Origin of the sequence: Muricauda sp. SCSIO 64092, from assembly GCF_023016285.1 — a bacterium.
In the GTDB taxonomy this organism is placed as follows: Bacteria; Bacteroidota; Bacteroidia; order Flavobacteriales; family Flavobacteriaceae; genus Croceivirga.
The window spans coordinates 251,057-276,839 of the sequence record NZ_CP095413.1 but is presented as its reverse complement, the minus strand read 5'-3'; the positions used below and the strand labels follow the sequence as shown (position 1 = coordinate 276,839).

The window sequence follows — 25,783 nt, the reverse complement described above, 5'->3', positions numbered from 1 at the left end:
ACTTCCTCGGGCTCCGTGGCCATTGGAGTGTGTGACCGGAGCATGACCAAACCCTGTTCCAGCGGTCACTAGATAATCAACCCCTTAGGATCTCCCACTTATTGCCAAATACAGACGATTGTTACATCGAAATAGAGCGCTTATTACATTGGTGTTAAAGTGTTGGACCCAAGGGAATACTTTTACTTGAAAAAGTGTCATGTGCGTTGAAAGAGGAAAATTCCTACGGGGCCTTCCCACTTGCCAAATCTTATGGCACTTCCAGTCCAAAAAAACGGGTCCGCTCGGTTTAATGGATTGGGAATGATTGGATTATAAGGATGCCAATTGTTTTGATGAACAATAGGAAAACAATGTACGGGAGGTTGTGCAGGAAAGGGTATTTGGAAATTCCAGTACACCCCGTATTCCCTTTTTGTCCATCTCCGGTATCCAGTACCAAAACCAAAGCCATGGCCTCTGGGATGGGGTTCGGGCCGATTCTTTTTAATACAACACTATCGGTCGATTTAACATCGATTCTTTTGTGCAAATACCTTGATATATGATGAGAACAAACCATTTTATGGGCCTTTGGAGGCCCCTGCTTGCCTGTTTTACCTATTTATGGATGACTACGGGCCTGTTTGCCCAGGACGAATTCATCACCACCTGGCGCACGACCACGACCAGGACGGGTTCTTCCGACAGCAACTCAATCTACATTCCGGCGACGGGGACCTACGATGTGGATCTGGGTAATGATGGGGAATATGACCTTACGGCCCAGACCGGGGGCATCGAGATAAACGTCACCGAATATACGGACCCTGATGGTAACAGCTATGCTGCCGGGGAGATACAGGTGGCCCTTCGAAATGCCGCTGGGACCAGTGGGCTGACGCAGATAAACTTCAACAATGTAAGGGACAGATGGAAGCTGATCTCCGTGGACAACTGGGGGAGCAGCATCGCCTGGACCACCATGGAGAATGCCTTCCGTGGCTGTGACTATTTGGAAATCAGGGCAACGGATGCCCCGAACCTGGGCAGTTTGACCAGTTTGAGCGGGATGTTCGATAGGTGCCCTTCGGTTACGGGGGCCGCGGGCTTCTCCAATTGGGACACGGGCAACGTGACCAATATGGGGAGCATGTTCCGTGATGGGGACAGCTTTAACGGGGACATCGGTTACTGGAACACCGGTAACGTGACCGATATGAGCTTTATGTTCACCAGTACGGCCATCTTTGACCGTGACCTTGATTCGTGGGACACGGGCAAGGTGACTAATATGTCCGACATGTTTGCCGGTACGGATTCCTTCAACGGGGAAATAGGTTCCTGGAATACGGGTAGCGTGACCAATATGGCGCAAATGTTCGCCAATTCGAAATCCTTCAACGGGGACCTCAGTGGTTGGAACACCAGTAGTGTGGAGAATATGGGGGGGCTGTTCATATTTGCAGGGGCCTTTGACCAGAGCCTGGGGGCCTGGGACCTAAGCAAGGTCTCCAATGGGAACAGTATGCTCTGGTCAAGTAATCTCTCGGCCCTGAACTGGGACGCGACGCTTATCGGCTGGCACAGACAGGGGATTACCAACTCCAACAACGTTATCATCCATGCCACAGGACTGGAATACTGTACGGCAGGCACCCAGCGGGCCGAGCTGATAGACAGGGGTTTCAAGATTACCGGGGACGGTGAGGAGACCGTGGCCCCAACGGCGGTATGCCAATCGGCTACGGTACAACTGGCCGCTGACGGGACGGGTACCCTGGCCATCGCTTCCGTGGACAACGGCTCCAGCGATACCTGCGGAATCGCCTCGCTGGTCTTATCGAAGGTCAGCTTCGTAACCTCCGATATTGGTGAGGAGACGGTGACCCTGACGGTCACCGACCCCAATGGGAACAGTAGTAGCTGTACGGCCAAGGTCACCATTGTGGCTTACCCAACAAGCGCCTTCGTCACCACCTGGGACACGACCGAATCCGGCTCGTCCACCGATACCTCCATCACCATCCCCGCCACGGGTACCTATGATGTGGACGTGGGCAATGACGGCACCTACGACCTGTTCGACCAGACCGGGACCACAACGGTGATCGTGACCGATTACACCGACCCTACAACCAATGGCAACTATACCGCCGGGGAAATACAGGTGGCCCTCAGCAGTGCGGCCACTGGGGCGGGGACCCTGACCCGGATACACTTTGGTGGCACGGACGGTGGCGACAGTGAGAAGCTGCTCTCGGTGGACCAATGGAGCACCAATGTGGCCTGGGGGACCATGGAAGGCGCCTTTGAGGGCTGTACGAACCTGAAGGTGGGGACGGATGACGCCCCCAACCTGGGGAGTGTGTCCACCATGGCGGATATGTTCAAGGGCTGTACGTCCCTTGAGGGGGGCACGGGCTTTGCGATCTGGAACACGGCTGGTGTGTCCAATATGTCCGGTATGTTCTCCGGGGCGGTGTCCTTCAACGGGGAGATCGGCAGTTGGGACACTGGGAGCGTGACGGATATGACCTCCATGCTCAATGGGGCAACCGACTTTGACCAGGACCTGGGCGGCTGGGACCTTGGGCTGTTGACCCTGGCGACCTCCATGCTCAACGGGACGGGGCTTTCGGTTGCCAACTGGGACGCGACGCTGGTGGGTTGGCACGGACAGGGCTCCAACGGCCTTACCGTCGGAGCCTCTGGCCTGGTGTACTGCGAGGCCTTCAACGAGCGTGGCTCGATGAACTTTGCCATTACCGGTGACGGCGTTTCGCAGGACCTGCCGACGGCCTTGTGCAAGGATGTGACGGTCCAACTGAGCCCCACCGGTACGGCTACTTTGACAGAAGACCTTGTGGATGACGGTAGCAATGGCTGCGGAGATGTTTCCCTGACCCTGCAACGGAACACCTTCACGACCACCGACCTTGGTGATAACACGGTAACCCTTACGGTAAAAACCCCGGCCAATAACCAAACGGCCTACTGTACTATCACGGTAACTGTGGAGCCCAATTCCATCTTGTTTGTCACGACTTGGGATACGACCAAATCCGGCTCGTCCACCGATACGTCCATCACCATTCCCGCCATCGGGACCTACGATGTGGACGTGGGCAATGACGGTTCTTTTGACCTGTTCGACCAGACCGGGACCACTAATGTGGATGTCACCCAATATACGGACCCTGACGGTAACAGCTATACGGCAGGGGAGATACAGGTGGCCCTTCGCAATGCGGGTTCCGGGTCGCTGACCGGGTTCAAGGGCGGGGGCAGCAAGCTGCTTTCCGTGGACCAATGGGGCAGCGGCATTGCCTGGACCACCATGGAAGAGGCATTCAGGGGCTGTGGCAATCTGGAGATCAGGGCCCTCGATGCGCCCGATCTGGGCAACGTGACCAGTATGAGATGGATGTTCAATGACTGTACCTCGCTTACGGGGAAACTGGGCTCCCTCGCCAGCTGGAACACGGCCAATGTAAGGGATATGAGAGCCATGTTCTACGGCGCGACCGTCTTTGACGGGGACATCGGTTCCTGGGATGTGGGCAGTGTGACCGATATGATCTATATGTTCACCAGTGCAAGCGCCTTTAACCAGGACATCGGCTCCTGGAACGTGTCCAGTGTGAGGGATATGGAGGGGATGTTCGGTTTCGCAACGTCCTTTGACCAGGACCTCGCCTGGAACACGTCCAGTTTATCGGGTATGCAGTACCTGTTCTGGGGCGCGACCTCCTTTAACGGGGACATCGGTTCCTGGGATGTGGGCAATGTGACCAGCATGTGGTCGGTGTTCCATGACGCAAGCGCCTTTAACCGGGACCTCAGTTCCTGGAACGTGGGCAAGGTAGGGGATATGCAAAGCATGTTCGATGGGGCAAGTTCCTTTGACCAGAACCTTGGGGCCTGGAACATGGCCAGTTTGTTCAATGGTGCTGCCATGCTCAACGGTACGGGGCTCTCCGAGGCGAACTGGGACGCCACGCTGAAGGGCTGGCACACCCAGAACCTTACCGCCAGTGCCGCCATTGGCGCCGATGGCCTGGTCTATTGTGAGGCCGGGGACGAACGTGCCGCGATGAGCTTCAACTTTTATGGCGATAGTCCAGAAGATACCCCGCCGACTGCACTATGCCAGGAGGTATTGCTGGAACTGGGTACTGACGGTAAGGTTGGTCTTGATGCTGCCCTTATGGATAATGGTTCCAACGATGCCTGTGGAGATGTCTCCTTGGAGGTGTCCAAAAGCAGCTTCACAGCCGATGACCTTGGAGTGAATACGGTGACCCTTACCGTGACCGATCCCAACAACAACTCGAAGACCTGTACCGCTTTGGTGACCGTGGAGGACAACACGGACCCCTCGGCCATTTGCCGGGAAATTACCGTACAACTGGACGCCTTGGGCAGCGCAACGATCGCTACATCAGATATCGACAACGGCTCTTCCGACAACAGCGGCACTGCCCTTACCCTTTCCCTCTCCAAGACCAGCTTTGGCTGTTCCGATTTGGGGGACAACACAGTGACCCTTACCGTTACTGACACCAGCAACAACTCGCATACCTGTACGGCTTTGGTGGCTGTGGAGGACAAGACCGCCCCTGCGCCAAATTGCCAGGACATTACTGTGGAACTGGGCACTTCGGGCAGCGCAACGATTGTGGCGGCGGACGTGGACAACGGTTCCAGCGATGCCTGTGGGAACGTTACCCTGGCGTTGTCAAAGACCAGCTTTGGCTGTTCCGATTTGGGGGACAACACGGTGACCCTTACCGTTACTGACACCAGCAACAACTCGCATACCTGTACGGCTTTGGTGGCTGTGGAGGACAAAACGGCCCCCACAGCCATTTGCAAGGACATTACTGTGGAACTGGGCACTTCGGGCAGCGCAACGATTGTGGCGGCGGACGTGGACAATGGCTCCAGCGATGCCTGTGGGAACGTTACCCTGGCGTTGTCAAAGACCAGCTTTGGCGCCGCCGACCTTGGGGACAATACCGTGACCCTTACCGTGACCGACCCCAACAACAACTCGAATACCTGTACCGCTTTGGTGACTGTGGATGACAAGATTGCCCCCTCGGCCATTTGCCGGGACATTACCATACAACTGGACGCCTCGGGCAGTGCAACGATCGCCACATCGGACATCGACAATGGCTCCTCCGACAACAGCGGCACCGCCCTTACCCTTTCCCCCTCCAAAACCAGTTTTGGCTGTTCCGATTTGGGGGACAACGGGATGACCTTGACCGTAACGGACACCAGCAACAACTCGGACAGCTGTACGGCCACGGTAACGGTGGAGGACAAGATTCAGCCAATGGCGTTATGCCAGGCGACAACAATCCAACTGAGCACTGATGGTCTGGCCATTCTGGATGCAGCCTCTGTGGACAATGGTTCCCGAGATGCCTGTGGTGACATCTCTTTGGATGTTTCCCAGCGTAGCTTCACCGCCGATGACCTTGGAGTGAACACGGTGACCCTTACGGTGACCGACAACAGTGGTAATGTAGCGACCTGTGAGGTCGCAATTACCGTGGAGGACAAGATTGCCCCCACGGCCATTTGCCAGGACCTCACGGTGGAACTGGATATTTCGGGTAGTACGACGGTTACCACAGCGGATGTGGACAACGGCTCTTCCGACAATAGTGGTGGTACTTTGACCCTTTCACTGGACAGGACCAGCTTCAGTTGCTCGGATGTGGGGGAGAACATCGTGACCCTTACCGCAACCGATGAAAGTGGTAATCCAACCCTCTGCACTGCCACAGTAACGGTGGCTCCCCCGGTGATGACCATTGTGGTGACCAACAACGGACCAATCTGCCAGGGTTCCCCCCTGCAATTGGACGAGACGAGCGGATTGGGGACCTCATGGTCATGGACCAGTAATGGGGACGCCATTTTCAGTAATCCTGATATGCGGAATCCAGAAGTGACCAATGTCTCGGACGGGGAGGAATTCACCGTTATGGTCGCCTTGGCCAACGGTTGTACCCTTACGGGCACCTCCGTGATCTCCGTTTTGGAGACTCCTGTCCTTCAGGCCGGGGAAGAGCAGGGTTTCTGTACTTCGGAAGCCCCCACGATATCCGATTTGGCAGCTTCAGGTAGCGGTACTGTACGTTGGTATTCGGAAGTGGACAGCACCATGGAACTGGAAGGCGATGTTCCCCTTGTGGATGGTGCCCGCTATTATGGATTGTTGGAGGACGGCAATGGATGTACCTCCGAACGGGTCGCGATAAGGGTTGTCCTCGAAAATTGTATTGAGGTCCCAGAGGCGGACAAACTTGGGTTCTCACCAAATGGGGATGGGGTTAATGATACCTTTTCCATCTCCTGGTTGAAAGATGACTACCCCAATTACACCATGGCGGTTTATGACCGTAACGGTACTTTGGTGTACAAAGGCAATATAAGAACCCCGGAATGGGATGGTAGTGCGAGCCGCGGTATTATCCTGGGGGACGACAAACTGCCCAATGGGGTGTACTATTATACGATAGATTTCGGGGATGGGACCACACCACCGGCCCAAGGCATTGTCTATTTGAACCGATAAGCAGGGAAACATGCGAACAGATTGGACATAGGATTGCCATAAACAACGGGAGAAATCTAAAGCCTATTGACGAAATTTCTCAATCGTTGTTACATCCTCATTTCGAAATAACAGGGAAAACCCACACTTTGCTTTCTGATCGGTAGACTGCTGTTGATATGGACCGTGCTTACAAACAAATAGCAGTTTGATTCTTTGGAATGCAATTTAGGTCCAATAAATAGTACTTTGGATCTCGTTTGTTCCCAATAATTAGTTTTAGGGAGTAGTAGCCATGTGTATTATCGTCACAAAATTCTATTTGTCAGCCACTTACAAGGGATCTCTAAAAAAATAGGTTTTTAAGAGGTGGAATTCGAACATTTTGCATTTACCATACTGATTATCAATTATTTATTCGTATCCAGTAGACATCGGTGCTGAAGATTACCGATGAGACTAAGGCAGGATTGTCGGAAAGCTTTTCCTTGGCCATGGATATGACGCAATGGAAAACCCTATTCCAGGGGTACACCTTGGTGTTAAGGCCCAATTATGGATCCCATTTATTTTCAAATAGCAACGCCTGTTACATCTTTGGCAGGGCTTTGGTCCCAAGGAAGGTACTTTTGCATTACTGGAAGTATACGCTTATCAATAGTGGTTGGAGAGGAAAATTCCCATGAAATCTTCCCGTTTGGAAAACCTTGGAACATTTTTGATTCCAGAGCGGCGGGGAAGGTTGATTGGATGATTTGGAAAGATAGAATCAGTAAGGGATTGACCGTTTTGGGAAATCTTAGAAGAATAATGTCTTGGATGTTATCCAGGGCATGGTATCTGGAATTTCCGGCATACCCAACTTCCTTTTTGCGCCCATGTCCGATATCTGGGCATATGCCCTTGGATAGAACAGAACTCGAGGCGCTTCCTTCCCGCTCTTTAATGCCGACCAATCTAAGTCAATTACCTTATATAAATGCTTTAACCCATCATGAGAATACATGACCTTATGAATCTTAAAAGGCTAGTGCTTACCTTTTTTACGGGCTTATGGATTACCACGGGCCTATTTGCCCAGGGCGTTTTTGTCACCACCTGGGACACGACCAAACCCGGCTCATCCGGCGTAAACTCCATTACCATTCCTGCCTATGGGACTTACGATGTGGACCTGGGCAATGATGGGAGCTATGAACTGACGGACGTGACAGGGACCTCTACCATAAATGTGACCACCTATAACTATGCTCCCGGAGAAATACAAGTGGCCCTACGCCAGGGTGTCGTCGTTCAAGGGCTCAGGACCCTGGACAGGATACATTTCAATAATACAGGTGACCGAGAGAAACTGCTTTCCGTGGACCAATGGGGCAGCATCTCCTGGAGCACTATGGAGGATGCATTCCATGGATGCACCAATTTGAAGATTGAGGCTACCGACACCCCCGATTTGCGCAAGGTAACCAATATGTCCACGATGTTTCAAGGGTGTACGGCACTTACAGGGACCACGACGAACAATCTCTCCAATTGGGACACCAGTAATGCGACCGATATGGGCAATATGTTCAATGGGGCAAGGACCTTTGACGGAAATATCGGTTCCTGGAACACCAACAAGGTAGAAGATATGAACGGCATGTTTTATCGGGCAACTGCCTTTGACCAAAACATTGGTTCCTGGAACACGGCCGGTGTGACTACTATGAAGTGGATGTTTGATGACGCAACGGCCTTTAACCAAGACCTTGGTTCTTGGAACACCAGTAATGTGACCGACATGAGCTATATGTTTCGGAAAACAACGGCCTTTGACCAAAATCTGGAGTTTTGGGACCTGAAGAAGTTGAGCAGTGGTACGGATATGTTCAATAACAGTGGGCTCTCGGTAGCCAATTGGGACAACACGTTGATCGGTTGGAACAACCAGGGCTTTAGCAATAACGTGACCATTGGGGCTTCCGGCCTTACCTACTGTACGGCCACTGCGCAGCGTGCCGCACTGATATCCAGAGGTTTTAACATTACTGGCGACATTTCGGAAAAGATCGATCCAACGGCACGATGCAAGCCAGCGGTGCTCATACTGGGCACCAACGGTACGGCCATCCTGAATCCCGCCCTTGTGGACGACGGTTCCAGCGATACCTGCGGGACGGTTTCGTTGAGCGTATCCCCGAACAGCTTTACGACCGCTGACCTTGCCACTGGTTCAAAAATGGTCACCCTTACGGTGACCGACTCCAACGACAACACAGAGGACTGTGAGGCCAAGGTGACTGTTGTGGACTATGCAACAGGAATATTTCTCACCACCTGGGACACGACCGAATCCGGCACGTCCCACAGCAACTCCATCACCATTCCCATTCCCCTTACAGAGACCTATGATGTAGACCTGGGCAATGATGGCAGCTATGAATTTACGGATCGGAGTGGACCCATTACAATAAATGTCACTGAATATAAGGATAGTAACAATACCAACTATACCGCCGGGGAAATACAGGTGGCCCTTCGTAGTGCAGCGTCCGGGAAAGGGACCCTGACCAGGATATATTTCAACAATGGGGGTGACCGGCGGAAATTGCGCTCCGTGGACCAATGGGGCAGCGGTATCCCCTGGAGCACGATGGAGGGCGCCTTCCATGGCTGTGGGAATTTGAAGGTCAAGGCCACCGATGCCCCGGATCTGGGCAGGGTGACCAATATGTCCCGTATGTTCAGGTTCTGTACCTCGCTTACAGGGACAACGGGCCTCTCCGGTTGGAACGTGTCCAACGTGACCGATATGTCCAATATGTTTTACAGTGCCAGCAACTTTAACGGGGACATCGGTTCCTGGGATGTGGGCAATGTGACCGATATGGGCGGGATGTTTGTCGGCTGTAGGTTGTTCGAAGGTACGGCGGGCCTCTCCAATTGGAACGTGTCCAGTGTGACGGATATGGGGTATATGTTTTCCGCTGCAAGTGCCTTTAACGCGGACATCGGTTCGTGGAACACCGCCGAGGTGACCAATATGGGCTGGATGTTCCGCTTTGCCATTGCCTTTGACCAGGACCTGGGTTCCTGGAACGTGGCCAAGGTGACCAATATGGACAACATGTTCCGGGCCATGGATGTCTTTGACCAGGATCTGGGTTCCTGGGACACCGGTAATGTGGCGGATATGTCCGGCATGTTTGCCTACACGAAGGCCTTCAACGGGGACATCGGTTCCTGGGACACCAGCGGCGTGACCGATATGGAGGGCATGTTCCTGAACGCAACGGCCTTTAACCGGGACATCGGTTCGTGGAACGTGGCGGAGGTGACCAATATGACCTGGATGTTCGCCATACCAAGTGGTGCTACTGGCACAAGTACGTTCAACCAGTACATCGGTTCCTGGAACGTGGGCAAGGTGACCAATATGGGGCATATGTTCTGGAACGCCAGCGTCTTTGACCAGAATTTGGGGGCTTGGGACCTGGGGCAGGTGACCAATGGCGCCCATATGCTCAGCAACAGTGGGCTCTCGGTTGCCAATTGGGACGCCACATTGATTGGTTGGGAAGGCCAGAGCTTTTCGAATACACCTACCGTTGGCGCCTCCGGCCTGGTCTATTGTAAGGCCTTTTACGAACGCGCTGAGTTGATACGTAGTAGTCTTCTTATCACTGGTGATACCAAGGCAACGACTCAAACGAAGGCCAATTGCAAAGCGGTAACACTCCGACTGGGCACCGATGGTACCGTCACCCTGACGCCCGACATTGTGGACGATGATAGTGAGGGTTGTGGGATTTTGCTGAGCCTGTCCCAAACCAGTTTTACAACTGAAGATATTGGCACGGAAACAGTGACCCTAACGGTGACCGATCCCAACGATAGCACGACCTGCTTGGCCAAAGTCACCGTGGAGGACCCCACAAGCGTATTTGTGACCACTTGGGACACCACCAAATCCGGCACCTCCGGAAGCAATTCCATCCATATCCCTGCCACGGGAACCTACGATGTGGACCTGGGCAATGACGGCAGCTATGAACTGACGGACCAGACCGGACCCGTTACCATTAATGTGGTTGACGAAAATTATAGCGCCGGGGAGATAGCAGTGGCCCTTCGCGATGCCGTTTCTGGAAACGGGATCCTGACTGGGATCCAGTTCAATAATGGAGGGGACAGGGATAAGCTGCTCTCCGTGGACCAATGGGGTGGGATATCCTGGAGCACCATGGCCGGTGCATTCCATGGCTGTAGCCATTTGGAGGTCAAGGCAACGGACGCCCCCAACCTGGGCAGTGTGACCGACATGGGTCAGATGTTCCAGGGCGCGACCACTTTTAACGGGGACATCGGTTCCTGGAACACCAGCCAGGTGACCGATATGGCGGGTATGTTCGCCAGCACAAGCCTATTTAACCAGGACATCGGATTATGGAATGTGTCCAAAGTGACGGATATGGGCGATATGTTTCGGGACGCAACAGCCTTTGATCAGGACATCGGTTCCTGGGACACCAGCAATGTGACCGATATGGATGGTATGTTCGCCAACGCAAGCCTATTTAACCAAGACATCGGATCATGGAATGTGTCCAAAGTGACGGATATGGGCGATATGTTCCAAGACGCAAGCACCTTCGATCAGGATATCAGTTCCTGGAACACCGATAGTGTGACCAATATGGCAGGTATGTTCGAAGGTGCCAAGATTTTTGATCAGGACATCAGTTTGTGGGAGACCGGAAGTGTAATCAATATGTCAAGGATGTTCAACGCTGCCGAAGCCTTCGACCAGGACATTGGAAGTTGGAACGTAAGCCAGGTCACGAATATGGAAAACATGTTCTTCTCTGCCACCAGCTTCAATCAGGATATCGGCAGTTGGAATGTAAGCAAGGTCACCAACATGAAAAACCTATTTAATGATGCCCTAGATTTCAATCAGGATATTGGCGGTTGGGATGTGGGCGAGGTAATTAACATGGACGGGATGTTTTATGACGCAAGCGCCTTCAACCAGGATATTGGTTCCTGGAACGTGTCCAAGGTGATTAGTATGTCCCATATGTTTGCCGGTGCCGCTGTCTTTAATGTGGACATCAGTTCCTGGATTGTGGACAGTGTTACCAATATGCACGCCATGTTCAAAGGGGCAAGTACCTTTAACGGGGACATCGGTTCCTGGAACACGGACATCGTGACCAATATGGGTCAGATGTTCTGGGCCGCTAGCGTCTTTAATCAGGACATTGGTTCCTGGGACACCGGCGAAGTGACCGATATGGCGCTCATGTTTGACAGTGCAACCGCCTTTAATCAGGAGATTGGTTCATGGGAGACAGGCAAGGTGACCAACATGTACTCCATGTTTTGGAATGCAACCGCCTTTAATGGGGACATTAGTTCCTGGAATACGGGCAGTGTGACCAGTATGGAGGGCATGTTTAGTGGGGCCAGCGCCTTTGACCAGAATTTGGGCAAATGGAATTTGGGAGTATTGGGCGATGGGAACAATATGCTTGACAACAGTGGCCTCTCCATGGACAACTGGGACGCCACAATCATCGGTTGGCACGGGCAGAGCTTTAATAATGATGTTACTATTGGCGCCTCAAACCTGGTCTATTGTAGGGCCGCTGTCCAGCGTGCCGCGATGACGACCTTCAGCTTTATCGGCGATAGCAAGGGAACTGTTCAGACAACGGCGAAGTGTAAGGCAGCGGCAACGCTCCGACTGGGCACCGATGGTACGGCCACCCTGACGCCTGACCTTATAGATGGTGGTAGCGATGGTTGTGGGATCTTACTGAGCCTGTCCAAAACCAGCTTTACGACCAACGATATTGGGACAGAAACGGTGACCCTATCGGTAGCCGACGGTAGCAGCACGAAAACCTGTACGGCCAAGGTGACCGTAGAGGACCCCGCAAGCCTATTTGTAACCACTTGGGACACCACCAAATCCGGAACATCCAACAGTAATTCCATCCTTATCCCCGTTAAACAGTCCGACCCCGACAGGGATATCTATTATGATGTGGACCTTGGCAATGATGGCAGCTATGAATTGACGGACCAGACCGGACCAATTACGATCAATGTGACCACCCATGACCATACCGCCGGACAAATACAGGTGGCGCTTCGCAATGCCGTCTCCGAGAAAGGGGACCTGGAGCGGATACATTTCAACAATACGGACGACAGGCTAAAACTGCTCTCGGTGGACCAGTGGGGTAGCAGTATCTCCTGGAAGACGATGGAGGCAGCATTTTACGGCTGTGGCAATCTGAATGTTCTGGCCAGTGATGTCCCTGACCTGGAAGAAGTGACCGATATGTCCTCTATGTTTGCCTATGCAAGCACCCTTAACGGGGATATTGGTTCCTGGAACACCAGCAAGGTAATGGATATGGCAGGCATGTTCTCCGGCGCAAGTGCCTTTAATGGTAACATCGCTTCCTGGAACGTGGCCAAAGTGGAGGATATGGGGAATATGTTCAATGGTGCAAGTACCTTTAACGGTGACATTGGTTCCTGGAACACCAGCAAGGTAATGGATATGGCGGGCATGTTCTCCGGCGCAAGCGCCTTTAACGGGAACATCGCTTCCTGGAACGTCGCCAAATTGGAGGATATGGACAACATGTTCAATGGCGCCAGTGCCTTTAACGGTAACATCGGTTCTTGGGACACCAGCAATGTGACCGATATGGGCAACACGTTCGATGGTGCAAGTGCCTTTAACGGTAACATCAGTTCCTGGAACGTGGCCAAAGTGGAGGATATGGGCAACATGTTCAATGGTGCAAGTACCTTTAACGGAGCCATTGGTTCCTGGAGCACTGGTAACGTAACTGATATGAACTCCATGTTTGCTGGCGCAAGCGCCTTTAACGGGAACATCACTTCCTGGAACGTGGCCAAAGTGGAGGATATGGGGGATATGTTCAATGGTGCAAGTACCTTCAATGGCAACATCGGTTCCTGGGACACCGAGGAGGTGACCGATATGGCGGGCATGTTCTCCGGTGCAACTACCTTTAACGGGCCTATTGGTGCTTGGAACGTGGCCAAAGTGGGGGATATGGGGGATATGTTCAATGGCGCGAGTGCCTTCAACGGCAACATCGGCTCCTGGGACACGGGCGCCGTGACCGATATGGGTGGGATGTTCTCCGGTGCCAGTTCCTTTAACGGGACCATTGGTGCTTGGAACGTGTCCAAGGTGGAGGATATGGGTAATATGTTCACTAGTGCCAGTACCTTCAACGGAAACATCGGCTCTTGGGATACCAGCAATGTGACCGATATGGAGGGGATGTTCTCCGGTGCGGGTGCCTTTGACCGGAACTTGGGCGAATGGGACCTAGGGGCGTTGACCAATGGCACCGATATGCTGGACAACAGTGGGCTCTCGGTTGCCAACTGGGACGCCACACTGATCGGTTGGGAGGGCCGGGGCCTTTCCAACACGCCGACGGTCGCCGTTGGCGCCTACGGCCTGGTCTACTGTAGGGCCTATTACGAGCGTGCGGCGCTGATAGGTAACAGCCTTAACATTACCGGGGACAGCAAAGCGGGTACCCAGCCGACGGCCGGGTGCCAGCAACAGGCGGTGGAGCTCGAACTGGGTGCCACTGGCACGGCCACCTTGGATCCCGCCCTTGTGGACGCCGGCAGCGATGGTTGCGGGATCACCCTGGCGTTGTCCAAGACCGACTTTGGTGCGACCGACCTTGGTGATAACACGGTGACCCTAACGGTGACCGACCCCGACAGCACCACGAAGACCTGTCCGGCCACGGTGACCGTATTGGGTACGGATCCCACAAGCGTATTTGTGACCACCTGGGACACGACCAAATCCGAAGGCAACTCCAATAAGAACTCCATTGTTATCGCGGCCTCGGGAACCTATGATGTGGACCTGGGCAATGACGGCAGCTATGAACTGACGGACCAGAACGGGACCATTACTGTGGATGTCACCAAACACAACCATACTGCCGGGGAAATACAGGTGGCCCTTCGCAACGCCCACTCGGGGAACGGAACCTTGGATGGAATAAGTTTTAGTCTGTTTTCGGGAGCCTTTTTCGATAGGGAAAAGCTAATCTCCGTGGACCAATGGGGCAGCGCCATCTCCTGGAGTACCATGGCATCCGCATTTTCGGGTTGTAGCAATCTGGAGATCAAGGCGACGGACGCCCCCGACCTGGGCAGTGTGAGCAGTATGTCCAATATGTTCAATAGCTGTACGAAACTTAAGGGGAATACGAGCTTCTCCGGCTGGAACACGTCCAAAGTGGAGGATATGACCGGCTTGTTCAATGGTGCAAGTTCCTTTAATGCGGACATCGGTTCCTGGAACACCGGTAGCGTGTCCAGTATGGCCTCCATGTTCCGGAACGCAAGTTCCTTTGACCAGGACATCGGTTCCTGGAACACCGGCCAGGTAACCAATATGTTTTCCATGTTTCGGTTTGCAAGCGTCTTTAATCAGGATATTGGTTCCTGGGAAACGGGCAGCGTCGCCAATAAGCAGTGGATGTTTGACGACGCAACGGCTTTTGACCAGAACCTGGGCAAATGGGATTTGGGGCAGTTGACCAATGCCATTGGTATGCTCGACGGTAGTGGGCTCTCCATGGCCAACTGGGACGCCACGATCATCGGTTGGCACGGGGAGGGCTTCCATGAGACCCCCGCTTTCACCATCGGCGCCGATGGCCTGGTGTACTGTACCGCCACTGACGAACGTGCCGCTTTCGGCCTTAATATTATCGATGACGGCCCGGAGAAGATCGACCCGACGCCACAATGCAAGGCAGCGACAATTTACCTGGGCACCAATGGCACGGCCACTCTGGAGGCCTCGTTTGTGGACAACGGTTCCAGCGATGCCTGTGGGGACGTCTCATTCAGTCTGTCCCAGACCACTTTTACGGCCAGTGAACTTGGGGACAACACGGAGACCCTAACAGTGACCGATCCCAACGGGAACGAAGACACCTGTACGGCCACGGTGACCGTGGCGGACAACACCGACCCTACACCAGGTTGCCGGGACGTTACCGTGGAACTGAGCACCTTGGGCAGCGCAACGGTTACCACATCGGACATCGACAACGGCTCCTCGGACAACAGCGGCACCACTGTTACCCTTTCCCTCTCCAAAACAGGCTTTAGCTGTTCCGATGTGGGGGACAACACGGTGACCCTGACGGTAACGGACACCAGCAGCAACTCGAACAGTTGTACCGCTACGGTGACCGTGGAGGATAAAACGGCCCCCTCACCAAGTTGCCGGGACATCAGCGTACAACTGGGCATCTCGGGAAGCGCTACGATCGTGGCGGCGGACATGGACAACGCTTCCAGTGATACCTGCGGGAGCGTCACCCTGGGGTTGTCCAAGACCAGCTTTGACTGTTCCGATCTGGGGGACAACACGGTGACCCTAACGGTAACGGACGCCAGCAGCAACTCGGACAGCTGTACCGCCACGGTGACCGTGGAGGACAAAACGGCCCCCACGCCAAATTGCCAGGACATTACCGTACAACTGGGTGCTTCGGGCAGCGCTACGATCGCCACTTCGGATATCGACAACAGTTCCTCCGACAACTGCGGGAGCGTCACCCTGGCCTTGTCCACGACCAGCTTTGGTGCCAACGACCTCGGGGACAACATGGTGACCCTTACGGTAACGGACACCAGCAGCAATTCGGACAGCTGTACGGCCAAGGTGACCGTGGGGGACAACACGCTCCCCACCCCAAGTTGCAAGGATATCAACGTACAACTTAGCGCCTCGGGCAGCGCAACGATCGCCATATCGGACATCGACAACGGCTCCTCTGATAACAGTGGCACCACTATTACCCTTTCCCTGGACACCACCAGCTTTAGCTGTTCCGACCTGGGGGATAACACGGTGACCCTTACGGTAACGGACGGCAGCAGCAACTCGAACAGCTGTACCGCCACGGTGACCGTAGAGGATAAAACGGCCCCCACCCCAAGTTGCCGGGACATTACCGTACAACTGGGTGCCTCGGGCAGTGCAACCATCGCCACATCGGACATCGACAATGGTTCCAGCGATGCCTGCGGAAGCGTCACCTTTGGCCTGTCCAAGAGCGACTTTAGGGCCGATGACCTTGGAACGAATTCAGTGACCCTTACGGTGACGGACCCCAGCAACAACTCAAACAGCTGTGCCGCTTCGGTGACCGTGGAGGACAAAACTGACCCTACGGCCCTTTGCCAGGACATTACCGTGGAACTGGGTGCCTCGGGCAGCGCAACGATCGCCACATCGGACATCGACAATGGCTCCTCCGACAACAGTGGCGGTACCCTTACCTTTTCCCTGGACAAGACCAGCTTTGGCTGTTCCGACCTCGGGGACAATACAGTGACCCTTACAGTGACGGATACCAGTAACAACTCAAACAGCTGTGTCGCTTCGGTGGCCGTAGGGGACAAAACCGACCCTGCGGCCCTTTGCCGGAATATTACCGTGGAACTGGGTGCCTCGGGCAGCGCAACGATTGCCACTTCCGACATCGACAATGGTTCCAGCGATGCCTGTGGGAGTGTCACCTTTGGCCTGTCCAAGAGCAGCTTTACGGCTGATGACCTTGGAACGAATACCGTCACCCTTACGGTAACGGATCCCAACAACAACTCGAAGACCTGTACCGCTATAGTGACCGTGGGAGACAACACGTTCCCCATTCCAAGTTGTCGGGACATTGCCGTGGAACTGGACGCCTCGGGCAGCGCAACGATTACCACCTCGGACATCGACAACGGCTCCTCGGACAACAGTGGCGGCACTCTTATCCTTTCCTTGGACAGGACCAGCTTTGGCTGTTCCGACCTCGGGGACAACACGGTGACCCTTACGGTGACGGACGCCAGCAGCAACTCGGACAGCTGTACCGCTTTGGTGGCCGTAGAGGATAAAACCGACCCCACGGCCCTTTGCCAGGACATTACCGTGGAACTGGGTACTTCAGGTAGAGCAACGATCATGGCTGCGGACGTGGACAACGGTTCTTCCGATAACTGCGGGAGCGTCACCTTGGCCTTGTCCAAGAGCAACTTTACGGCCGATGACCTTGGAACCAATACCGTTACCCTAACGGTAACGGATTCCAACAACAATCCGAAGACCTGTACCGCTTTGGTGACTCTATTGGACCGCTCGGCCCCCACGGCCACTTGCCAGGACATTACCATAGAACTGGGCACCTCGGACGGCGCAACGATCGCCGCATCAGACATCAACAACGGCTCCTCCGACAATAGTGGTGGTACTCTTATCCTTTCCTTGGACAGGACCAGCTTTGGCTGTTCCGACCTCGGGGATAACACGGTGACCCTTACGGTGACGGACCCCAGCAACAACTCGAAGACCTGTACCGCCATCGTGACCGTAGGGGACAAAACGGCCCCCATGCCAAGTTGCCGGGACATCAGCGTCGAACTGGGTGCCTCAGGCAGTGCAACGATTGCCACATCGGACGTGGACAACGGTTCCAGCGATGCCTGTGGGAGCGTCACCTTGGCATTGTCCAAGACCGGCTTTGGTGCCAACGACCTAGGGGACAACATGGTGACCCTTACGGTAACGGACGGCAGCAACAACTCGGACAGTTGTACCGCTGTGGTGACCGTGGGTGACAACACGCTGCCTACTCCAGGTTGCCGGGACATCAGCGTGGAACTGGGCACCTTGGGCAGCGCAACGATCACAACATGGGACATCGACAACGGCTCCTCCGACAACAGCGGCACCACCGTATCGCTATCCCTGGACAGGACCAGCTTTGGCTGTTCCGACCTTGGGGACAACACGGTGACCCTTATCATAACGGACGGCAGCAACAACTCGGACAGTTGCACGGCCACCGTGACCGTGGAGGACAAAACGGTCCCCGCGCCAAGCTGCCAGGACATTACCGTGGAACTGGGTGCCTCGGGCAGTGCTACGATTGAGGCGGCGGACGTGGACAATGGTTCCAGCGATGCGTGTGGGAGCATTACCCTGGCGGTGTCGAAGATCGGCTTTGGTGCCAACGACCTTGGAGACAACACGGTGACCCTTACGGTAACGGACGGCAGCAACAACTCGGACAGCTGTACCCCTGTGGTGACCGTAGTGGACCGCTTGGCCCCCACGGCCATTTGCAAGGACATCAGCGTGGAACTGGGTGCTGCGGGCAGTGCAACGATTGCCACATCGGACATCGACAATGGTTCCTCCGACAATAGCGGCACGGTGTCGCTTTCCTTGGACAGAACGGGCTTCGGTTGTTCCGATGTGGGGCAGAACACCGTGACCCTTACGGTAACGGACGCCAGCAACAACTCGGCCAGCTGTACCGCTACGGTAACGGTACAGGAAACAACCGCACCGCTGGCCATTGTGACCAATAGCGGACCGATCTGCCAGGGCTCTACCCTACAGTTGAATGAAATAAGTGGCCTGGGAACCTCATGGTCATGGACCAGCGATGGAAATGCCACATTCAACAATCCTGATATACAAAACCCTGAAGTGACCGATGTTTCGGACGGGGAGGAGTTCACTGTTACGATTACCTTGGCCAATGGATGTACCGGGATAGGCACCACCACCGTCTTTATTCTGGGACTTCCCATCCTGGAGACGGAGGGCGAACAGGTATTCTGTACCTTGGAGAACCCCACTGTATCGGATTTGGCAGCTTCCGGCAACGGTACCCTGCGTTGGTATTCGGAAACGGACAGCACTACGGAACTGGGGGCCGATGTTCCCCTTGTGGATGGTACCGCCTATTACGGATTGCTGGAGGATGGCAGTGGATGTACCTCCGATAGGGTTGCCGTGATGGTAAGGATTTCCATGGAGGGCTGTGACGAATTTCCGAACGCGAACAGACTCGGCTTTTCCCCAAACGGCGATGGGGTCAACGATGCCTTTTCCATTTCCTGGTTGAAGAACGATTACCCCAATTATACGATGTCGGTTTATGACCGTAACGGCACCCTGGTATACAAAGGGAACATAGGCACCCCGGACTGGGATGGCAGTGCGGACAAGGGGCTTATTCTGGGGGATGGCAAACTGCCCAATGGGGTGTACTACTATACAATAGATTTCGGGGACGGCACTACACCGCCGGTCCAGGGAATCGTTTATTTGAACCGGTAGGCAGAGTTTACAAAAGATCAGAACGAAAATAGCGGTAAAAGCTTGGGAAAACCCGGTAAGGTGCTATCCCAGCACGGCATTAGGAGGCCATCCAGATAACGCGGATGGCCCAACAAAAACTTGGAGAAAGTATGGAAATTACCGATTGGACAGGCCGGCCCATAAGCAAAAGGAAGAATGCAGATGCCCAAAGGCTATGTTTTGGAACATGTTTGGAATGATATAACCTTGTTCTGGAGTTTTGAATTGTGATGGAATTAAGGTACATTTCGTTTTGTGAAACAGATTTTTTATTTAACCAATGGAAAATCAAATAAACAATTGAATTATTAACACCAAAATCGAGTAGCATAAAAAACATTCACCTAGAAATCCTACTTTCCCTAAGTTCCAATAGTTAATCTGGAAATCAGCAAATTTTTTAAATCTATTTTCTTTTGAGCGACCTTAAAAACCTAAAAAACAAAGTTCTGTTTTACACGGATGTAGATGAGCAAATCCTAAGAAGGGAACTGGCCAAATATGAAAGAATAGCCTTGGGAAAATCCGATTTTTTGGTAAGGTCGGGACAGATTGTTGACCGGTTCTATTATTTGGAAAAGGGATGCATTTGTTACTATAAAGAAGAGGAGGGGGAAATTAAGGTTTTGGAATTTTATACCGAGGATGTTTTTTTTACCGATTTACCCTCCTATGTGAACCAACAACCCTCAAATTGCTACTTAAAGGCGATTGAATCGAGCATGGTTTTCGCTGTGAAAAAGGAGGTGGTGGAAGAATCGTTCAACAATTCACACCAATTGGAAAGATTTGGAAGACTTTCCATGCAAGAAGCGTTCATGAAGTTATTTTCCCGGGTCGAACGCATGAGTATTCGAAGTAACGAGGAACGATACCTACGACTGCTCGAAAAGCGACCTGACCTTTTTCGGCGAGTACCCAATTACCTTATCGCAAGCTACCTGGGTATGACACCTGTGGGTTTATCCAAGCTTCGGAAAAGGTTGTCCAAAGCCTGACCAACCCTTTTTGATCCGTTTACCTTCGATTTATTAAACCAGTTTAACGAGTTTCGCTACAATTAGTGCTAACTTCATTCACTTTCAAAAACTGGGTTATGAAAAAATCGTATGTAGATATAGAAACACTGAAGTTTTTACTGTTTCAAGTGCACCAAATTAAAGAAGTACTTTCCCAAGAACACTTTGCCGAATACGATGAGGGTTCCATTGAACTATTTCTTGATTCGGTTAAGGATTTCGCGGATAAGGAAATGTTTCCCTATTTCAAAGAGATGGATGAGCGACCGGCACATTTTAAGGATGGGGAGATCATTGTACACCCCCAAATTGGAAACTATATGAAAATGGCTGGGGAAATGGGTTTTATTGGGGCCCCTTTTCCGTATGACATAGGGGGACTGCAATTACCTTCAATGGCCATAAATGCCTCAGCATTTATTCAGGAAACGGCAAACAACCATATGCCAGGCTATGCGGGATTGACACTTGGGGCAGCAGAACTCATTGTTCATTTTGGCAATGAATCCCTTAACGAAACTTTTGTCCCCAATATGATTTCGGGTAAATGGGGAGGTACCATGTGCCTGACAGAACCACAAGCGGGGAGTTCATTATCGGATATTGTAACTTCAGCGGAACCGAATGGGGATTGTTTTACCATACACGGACAAAAAATATTCATCTCAGGGGGCGATCATCAGGGCGCTGAAAATATTGTGCATTTGGTATTGGCGAGAATAAAAGGAGCACCTGCTGGCACCAAGGGGATATCCTTATTTGTGGTTCCCAAGCATCGACCAAAGCCTGATGGTTCCTTAGAGTTTAATGACGTGACTACGGTCGCCGACTTTCAAAAAATGGGACAAAAAGGGTATTGTACCACCCATCTCTTTTTTGGTGATAAGGAAGATTGCAAAGGCTGGCTTGTAGGAGAGCCCAACCAAGGGCTAAAATATATGTTCATGATGATGAACGGGGCCCGTATTGCCGTTGGCAGGGGGGCTGCTGCCATAGCCACTGCTGCTTACCACGCCGCCTTGAGCTATGCACACGAGCGACCCCAAGGTCGGGAGTTGGAACGAACAGGTAAGAAGGATGTCTCCCAAGAGCAGACACTTATTATAAACCATCCTGACGTTCGTAGGATGTTATTGGTGCAAAAGGTAGTTTCGGAAGGCGCCTTGAGCTTAGTGTTCCTTACCTCAAAGTATCACGACCTTTCTGTATCCTTAGCCAATGAAAAGGAACGGGCCAGGTACAGACTTCTTTTGGAACTGTTGACACCCGTGGTCAAAACCTACCCATCCGAAATGGGGATTACCGCGGTCAATAATGGCGTTCAGGTTCTTGGGGGGTATGGTTTCTGTTCAGACTACATTTTGCAACAGTACCTACGGGATATTAGGATATTTGCCATTTATGAAGGTACTACGGGAATTCAGTCCCAGGATTTGCTGGGAAGAAAAATTACCATGGAAAACGGAAAGGCCTTGATGTTGTTGTCCGAAGAGATACAACAATCCATTAAATCGGCGATGACCTACGAATCCTTGGTTCCTTATGCCAAAAAACTAGGGGAAAAATTAGCACTTACCCAAAGTGTTTTACAATTCTTGATGCGTTTTGCCGGGCAAGGGGACTATCAACGTTTTTTGGCCGATGCCACCCCATTTATGGAATTCTTCAGCACAATTATCATTGGCTGGCAATGGTTGGTTATTGGAACCCACGCACAACATACTTTGGTTACGGGCGCCTCGACATATTCCCAAGAATTTTATGAGGGGAAAATTCACGCAATGAAGTTTTACTTCACCTATGAACTTCCCAAAACACAGGGGCTTTCGGAAATTTTGATGAGTCCGGAATCCTTGACCCTGAATTCGGACAAAAAGATATTTGCTTAAAATGAGTGAAATAAGATCAAAGTTTGACCTTTCCGGCAAGGTGGCCATTGTAACGGGCTCAAGTAAGGGAATTGGTCGTTCCATTGCCCAGGGTTTGGCAGAAAATGGTGCCAAGGTTGTGGTGAGCAGTAGAAAACAGGAAGCTGTGGATCAAGTGGCAGAAGCGTTTCGCGCAAAAGGTTTGAATGCCATTGGGATTGCGTGTCATATTGGTGATGGGGAACAACGAAAAAGCTTGGTGGAGAAGACTGTGGAAACCTATGGCAAGGTAGATGTATTGGTCAACAATGCCGCTATCAATCCATTTTACGGTCCATTGGAAGCTACTGCGGAAGAAGTTTTTGATAAGATTATGGACGTTAATGTAAAGGCTCCTTGGTTGCTGTCCAATTTGGTTCAGCCCCATATGAAAGTACATGGGGGAAGCATCATCAATATTGCCTCTGTAGAGGGGATACATCCTGGGTTTCGTTTGGGATTGTACAGCATGACGAAATCAGCTTTGATCATGTTGACCAAAAATCAGGCAAAAGAGTGGGGTAAGTATGGAATCCGCTCCAATGTGGTATGCCCAGGACTGATAAAGACAAAGTTTAGTGAAAGCCTTTGGTCCAATGAAGAATTGGTCGGTATGTATACCAATACCATCCCGCTTCGAAGAGTTGCTGAACCCGATGAAATGGCAGGGCTGGTCATGTTATTGGCTTCTGATGCAGGCTCCTATATGACCGGTGGCGTTTATGCTGCAGATGGGGGCTATCTCATTTCAGGTTAATTTCAAAAAGCGATCAAATGAATTTTGAATACACTGAAAAGTCGCAAAAGCTTCAAAAAAAACTACAACAGTTTATTGAAGAACATATTAAACCTGTTGAAGAGGAGGTTAATACGTTTCATTCGGATCCTGGAAATAGGTGGAAAAGGTGGCCAGGCACCGAAGCGTTGAAGGAGAAAGCAAAGGCGGCAGGTTTATGGAATCTATTCCTACCAAAGTCCTATGGCAGTTTTAGTCCGGGCTTGACAAATTTGGAATATGCCCCATTGGCAGAACAAATGGGGCGAGTTCTATGGTCCTCGGAAGTTTTTAACTGCAGTGCCCCAGATACGGGAAACATGGAGGTTTTGGCCAAATATGGAACCCCCGAACAACAGGAAAAGTGGCTAAGGCCACTGTTGAATGGGGAAATCCGTTCGGCCTTTTTGATGACGGAACCGGATGTGGCTTCCTCGGATGCCACCAATATTGAAACCGCCATTGTTGCCAGTGGTGATAACTATATCATCAATGGCCGAAAATGGTGGTCGTCGGGTGCTATGGATCCCAACTGCAAAATTACCATCGTTATGGGAAAAACAGATTTTGAAGCACCGCGATATCAGCAGCAAAGCATGATTCTGGTTCCCATGGACAGCCCGGGCCTGGAACTTGTACGTCCATTAACGGTGTTTGGGTATACCGATTCCCCGGAAGGACATGCCGAGATACAACTCACCAATGTTAGCGTACCAAAATCCAACATATTGCTTGGGGAGGGCAGGGGTTTTGAAATTGCGCAGGGCCGGTTGGGGCCGGGACGCATTCATCATTGTATGCGATTAATTGGTATGGCCCAGCGTTCTCTGGAAATCATGGCGGAACGTACCGTACAGCGAAAACCCTTTGGAAGGACTTTGGATACCTATAGTAGCGTTCGACAAGCCATTGCCCTATCGGCTTCTGAGATAACACAGACAAGGTTATTGGTATTGTCGGCAGCGGATAAAATGGACAAGGTGGGGAATAAAGCAGCAAAAGATCTTATAGCCATGATAAAAATTGTTGCTCCCAATATGGCATTGAAAGTAATTGATAGGGCCATTCAGGTCTTGGGAGGTAAAGGAGTTGGAAATGATACCCCACTGGCCCATTTTTTTGCCGCAGCAAGAATGTTACGTTTAGCGGACGGTCCGGATGAGGTACATATGAGTCAATTGGGAAAGCACATTATTAAAAAATATTCCGCATCATAGGCATGGCATTGGAAAATCCTACAAGACCAGTTCGGGAAGGTGAAGAGCTCAATACGTCAAAACTAAAGGTGTTTTTGGCTGCCAAAGGTTTGATCAGCTCCGATAAAAGCGAACTTCTGGTGTGTCAATTTTCAAATGGATACTCCAATTTGACTTATTTACTTCAGATTGAAGGAAAGGAATATGTATTGCGCAGGCCACCTTTCCATGCACCGAAACGAGGTCATGATATGGGGCGCGAGTATAACGTCTTAAAACATTTGAATCCTATTTTTTTAAAAGCCCCAAAGGTCTTTGTTTTTACCGAGGATAAGGAAATAATAGGAGCCCCCTTTTACATCATGGAAAAGGTGGAAGGCAAGATTTTATCTGCAAAAGCCGCCCACAACATGCAGCTAAAACCGGAAGAGTTTAGCACCATCTCCAACACTTGGTTGGACACTTTTGTGGCCTTTCACAATATTGATTATAAGGAAGTGGGTTTACAGGATTTGGGAAGACCAACAGGATATGTATCCCGGCAAGTGACCAATTGGGGAAAGCAATACCTGGCCGCTGCAACCGACAATGTTCCAACGGCTGGAAAAGTGATGGGATGGATGGAGGCCAATCAGCCCAAAACTTATGACCATACCCTTATCCATAACGATTTCAAATATGACAATGTGGTGTTTTCAGATGACAGTTGGACAACTATTTCGGCCATTCTGGATTGGGAAATGTGTACCCTTGGAGATCCTTTGATGGATTTAGGTACCTCCCTGGGCTATTGGACCACGGCCAAGGATGCTGAATTCATGAAGCAGGGCCTTCCCTCACCTACGGTAATGGAAGGTAACCCCTCACGCAGTGAAATTGTACACCAATATGCGCTCAAAAGCGGACGATCTGTGGATAATTTGGTATTCTATTATGTATTTGGACTGTTCAAAATTGCGGTCATCGCCCAACAAATCTATTATCGTTTCAAACACGGACATACCAACGACTCAAAATTTGCCCATCTCAACAAAGCCGCTGCCTTATGCTGTGATACGGCTTGGTTGGCCATTCAAAAAAACAAAATAGATAACCTGTAGTA

General features: G+C 51.8%; 8 protein-coding genes. 7 read left to right on the top strand and 1 reads right to left on the bottom strand.

Annotation, left to right across the window (positions count from 1 at the left end):
* The first annotated feature begins 544 nt into the window (after window positions 1–544).
* Window positions 545–6,577, top strand: a complete 6,033-nt coding sequence (locus tag L0P88_RS01085; RefSeq protein WP_247132801.1) for a BspA family leucine-rich repeat surface protein — start codon at window positions 545–547, stop codon at window positions 6,575–6,577.
* A 551-nt stretch (window positions 6,578–7,128) separates the two neighbouring features.
* Here L0P88_RS01085 and L0P88_RS01080 read toward each other — a convergent pair.
* Window positions 7,129–7,512 (bottom strand): hypothetical protein, encoded by a 384-nt coding sequence (locus tag L0P88_RS01080; protein ID WP_247132800.1) that lies wholly within the window; start codon window positions 7,510–7,512, stop codon window positions 7,129–7,131.
* Between the two features lie 38 nt (window positions 7,513–7,550).
* Between L0P88_RS01080 and L0P88_RS01075 the strand changes: the two genes are divergently transcribed.
* From L0P88_RS01075 to L0P88_RS01050, 6 genes are all read left to right on the top strand, one after another.
* Window positions 7,551–19,763, top strand: coding sequence for a BspA family leucine-rich repeat surface protein (locus L0P88_RS01075; protein ID WP_247132799.1), 12,213 nt, complete (start codon window positions 7,551–7,553; stop codon window positions 19,761–19,763).
* A gap of 437 nt (window positions 19,764–20,200) precedes the next feature.
* Window positions 20,201–20,782 (top strand): Crp/Fnr family transcriptional regulator, encoded by a 582-nt coding sequence (locus L0P88_RS01070; protein WP_247132798.1) that lies wholly within the window; start codon window positions 20,201–20,203, stop codon window positions 20,780–20,782.
* A 98-nt stretch (window positions 20,783–20,880) separates the two neighbouring features.
* Window positions 20,881–22,692 carry an acyl-CoA dehydrogenase gene (locus L0P88_RS01065; RefSeq protein WP_247132797.1) on the top strand — a complete coding sequence of 604 codons (1,812 nt, stop codon included), beginning with the start codon at window positions 20,881–20,883 and terminating at the stop codon, window positions 22,690–22,692.
* 1 nt (window position 22,693) lies between these two features.
* The gene (locus L0P88_RS01060; RefSeq protein ID WP_247132796.1) at window positions 22,694–23,467 is read left to right on the top strand and encodes a glucose 1-dehydrogenase; all 774 of its coding nucleotides are present in this window, start codon (window positions 22,694–22,696) and stop codon (window positions 23,465–23,467) included.
* 17 nt (window positions 23,468–23,484) lie between these two features.
* Window positions 23,485–24,702 carry an acyl-CoA dehydrogenase family protein gene (locus L0P88_RS01055; RefSeq protein ID WP_247132795.1) on the top strand — a complete coding sequence of 406 codons (1,218 nt, stop codon included), beginning with the start codon at window positions 23,485–23,487 and terminating at the stop codon, window positions 24,700–24,702.
* A gap of 2 nt (window positions 24,703–24,704) precedes the next feature.
* Window positions 24,705–25,781: a phosphotransferase family protein gene (locus L0P88_RS01050; protein ID WP_247132794.1), complete on the top strand. Its 1,077-nt coding sequence runs from the start codon at window positions 24,705–24,707 to the stop codon at window positions 25,779–25,781.
* The last annotated feature ends 2 nt before the right edge of the window (window positions 25,782–25,783 follow it).

Excerpts from the sequence above, each read along its gene's own strand:
- L0P88_RS01075 (WP_247132799.1), top strand. The coding sequence starts at position 7,551 with ATGAGAATACATGACCTTATGAATCTTAAAAGGCTAGTGCTTACCTTT.
- L0P88_RS01050 (WP_247132794.1), top strand. The coding sequence starts at position 24,705 with ATGGCATTGGAAAATCCTACAAGACCAGTTCGGGAAGGTGAAGAGCTC.
- L0P88_RS01060 (WP_247132796.1), top strand. The coding sequence starts at position 22,694 with ATGAGTGAAATAAGATCAAAGTTTGACCTTTCCGGCAAGGTGGCCATT.
- L0P88_RS01085 (WP_247132801.1), top strand. The coding sequence starts at position 545 with ATGATGAGAACAAACCATTTTATGGGCCTTTGGAGGCCCCTGCTTGCC.
- L0P88_RS01065 (WP_247132797.1), top strand. The coding sequence starts at position 20,881 with ATGAAAAAATCGTATGTAGATATAGAAACACTGAAGTTTTTACTGTTT.
- L0P88_RS01055 (WP_247132795.1), top strand. The coding sequence starts at position 23,485 with ATGAATTTTGAATACACTGAAAAGTCGCAAAAGCTTCAAAAAAAACTA.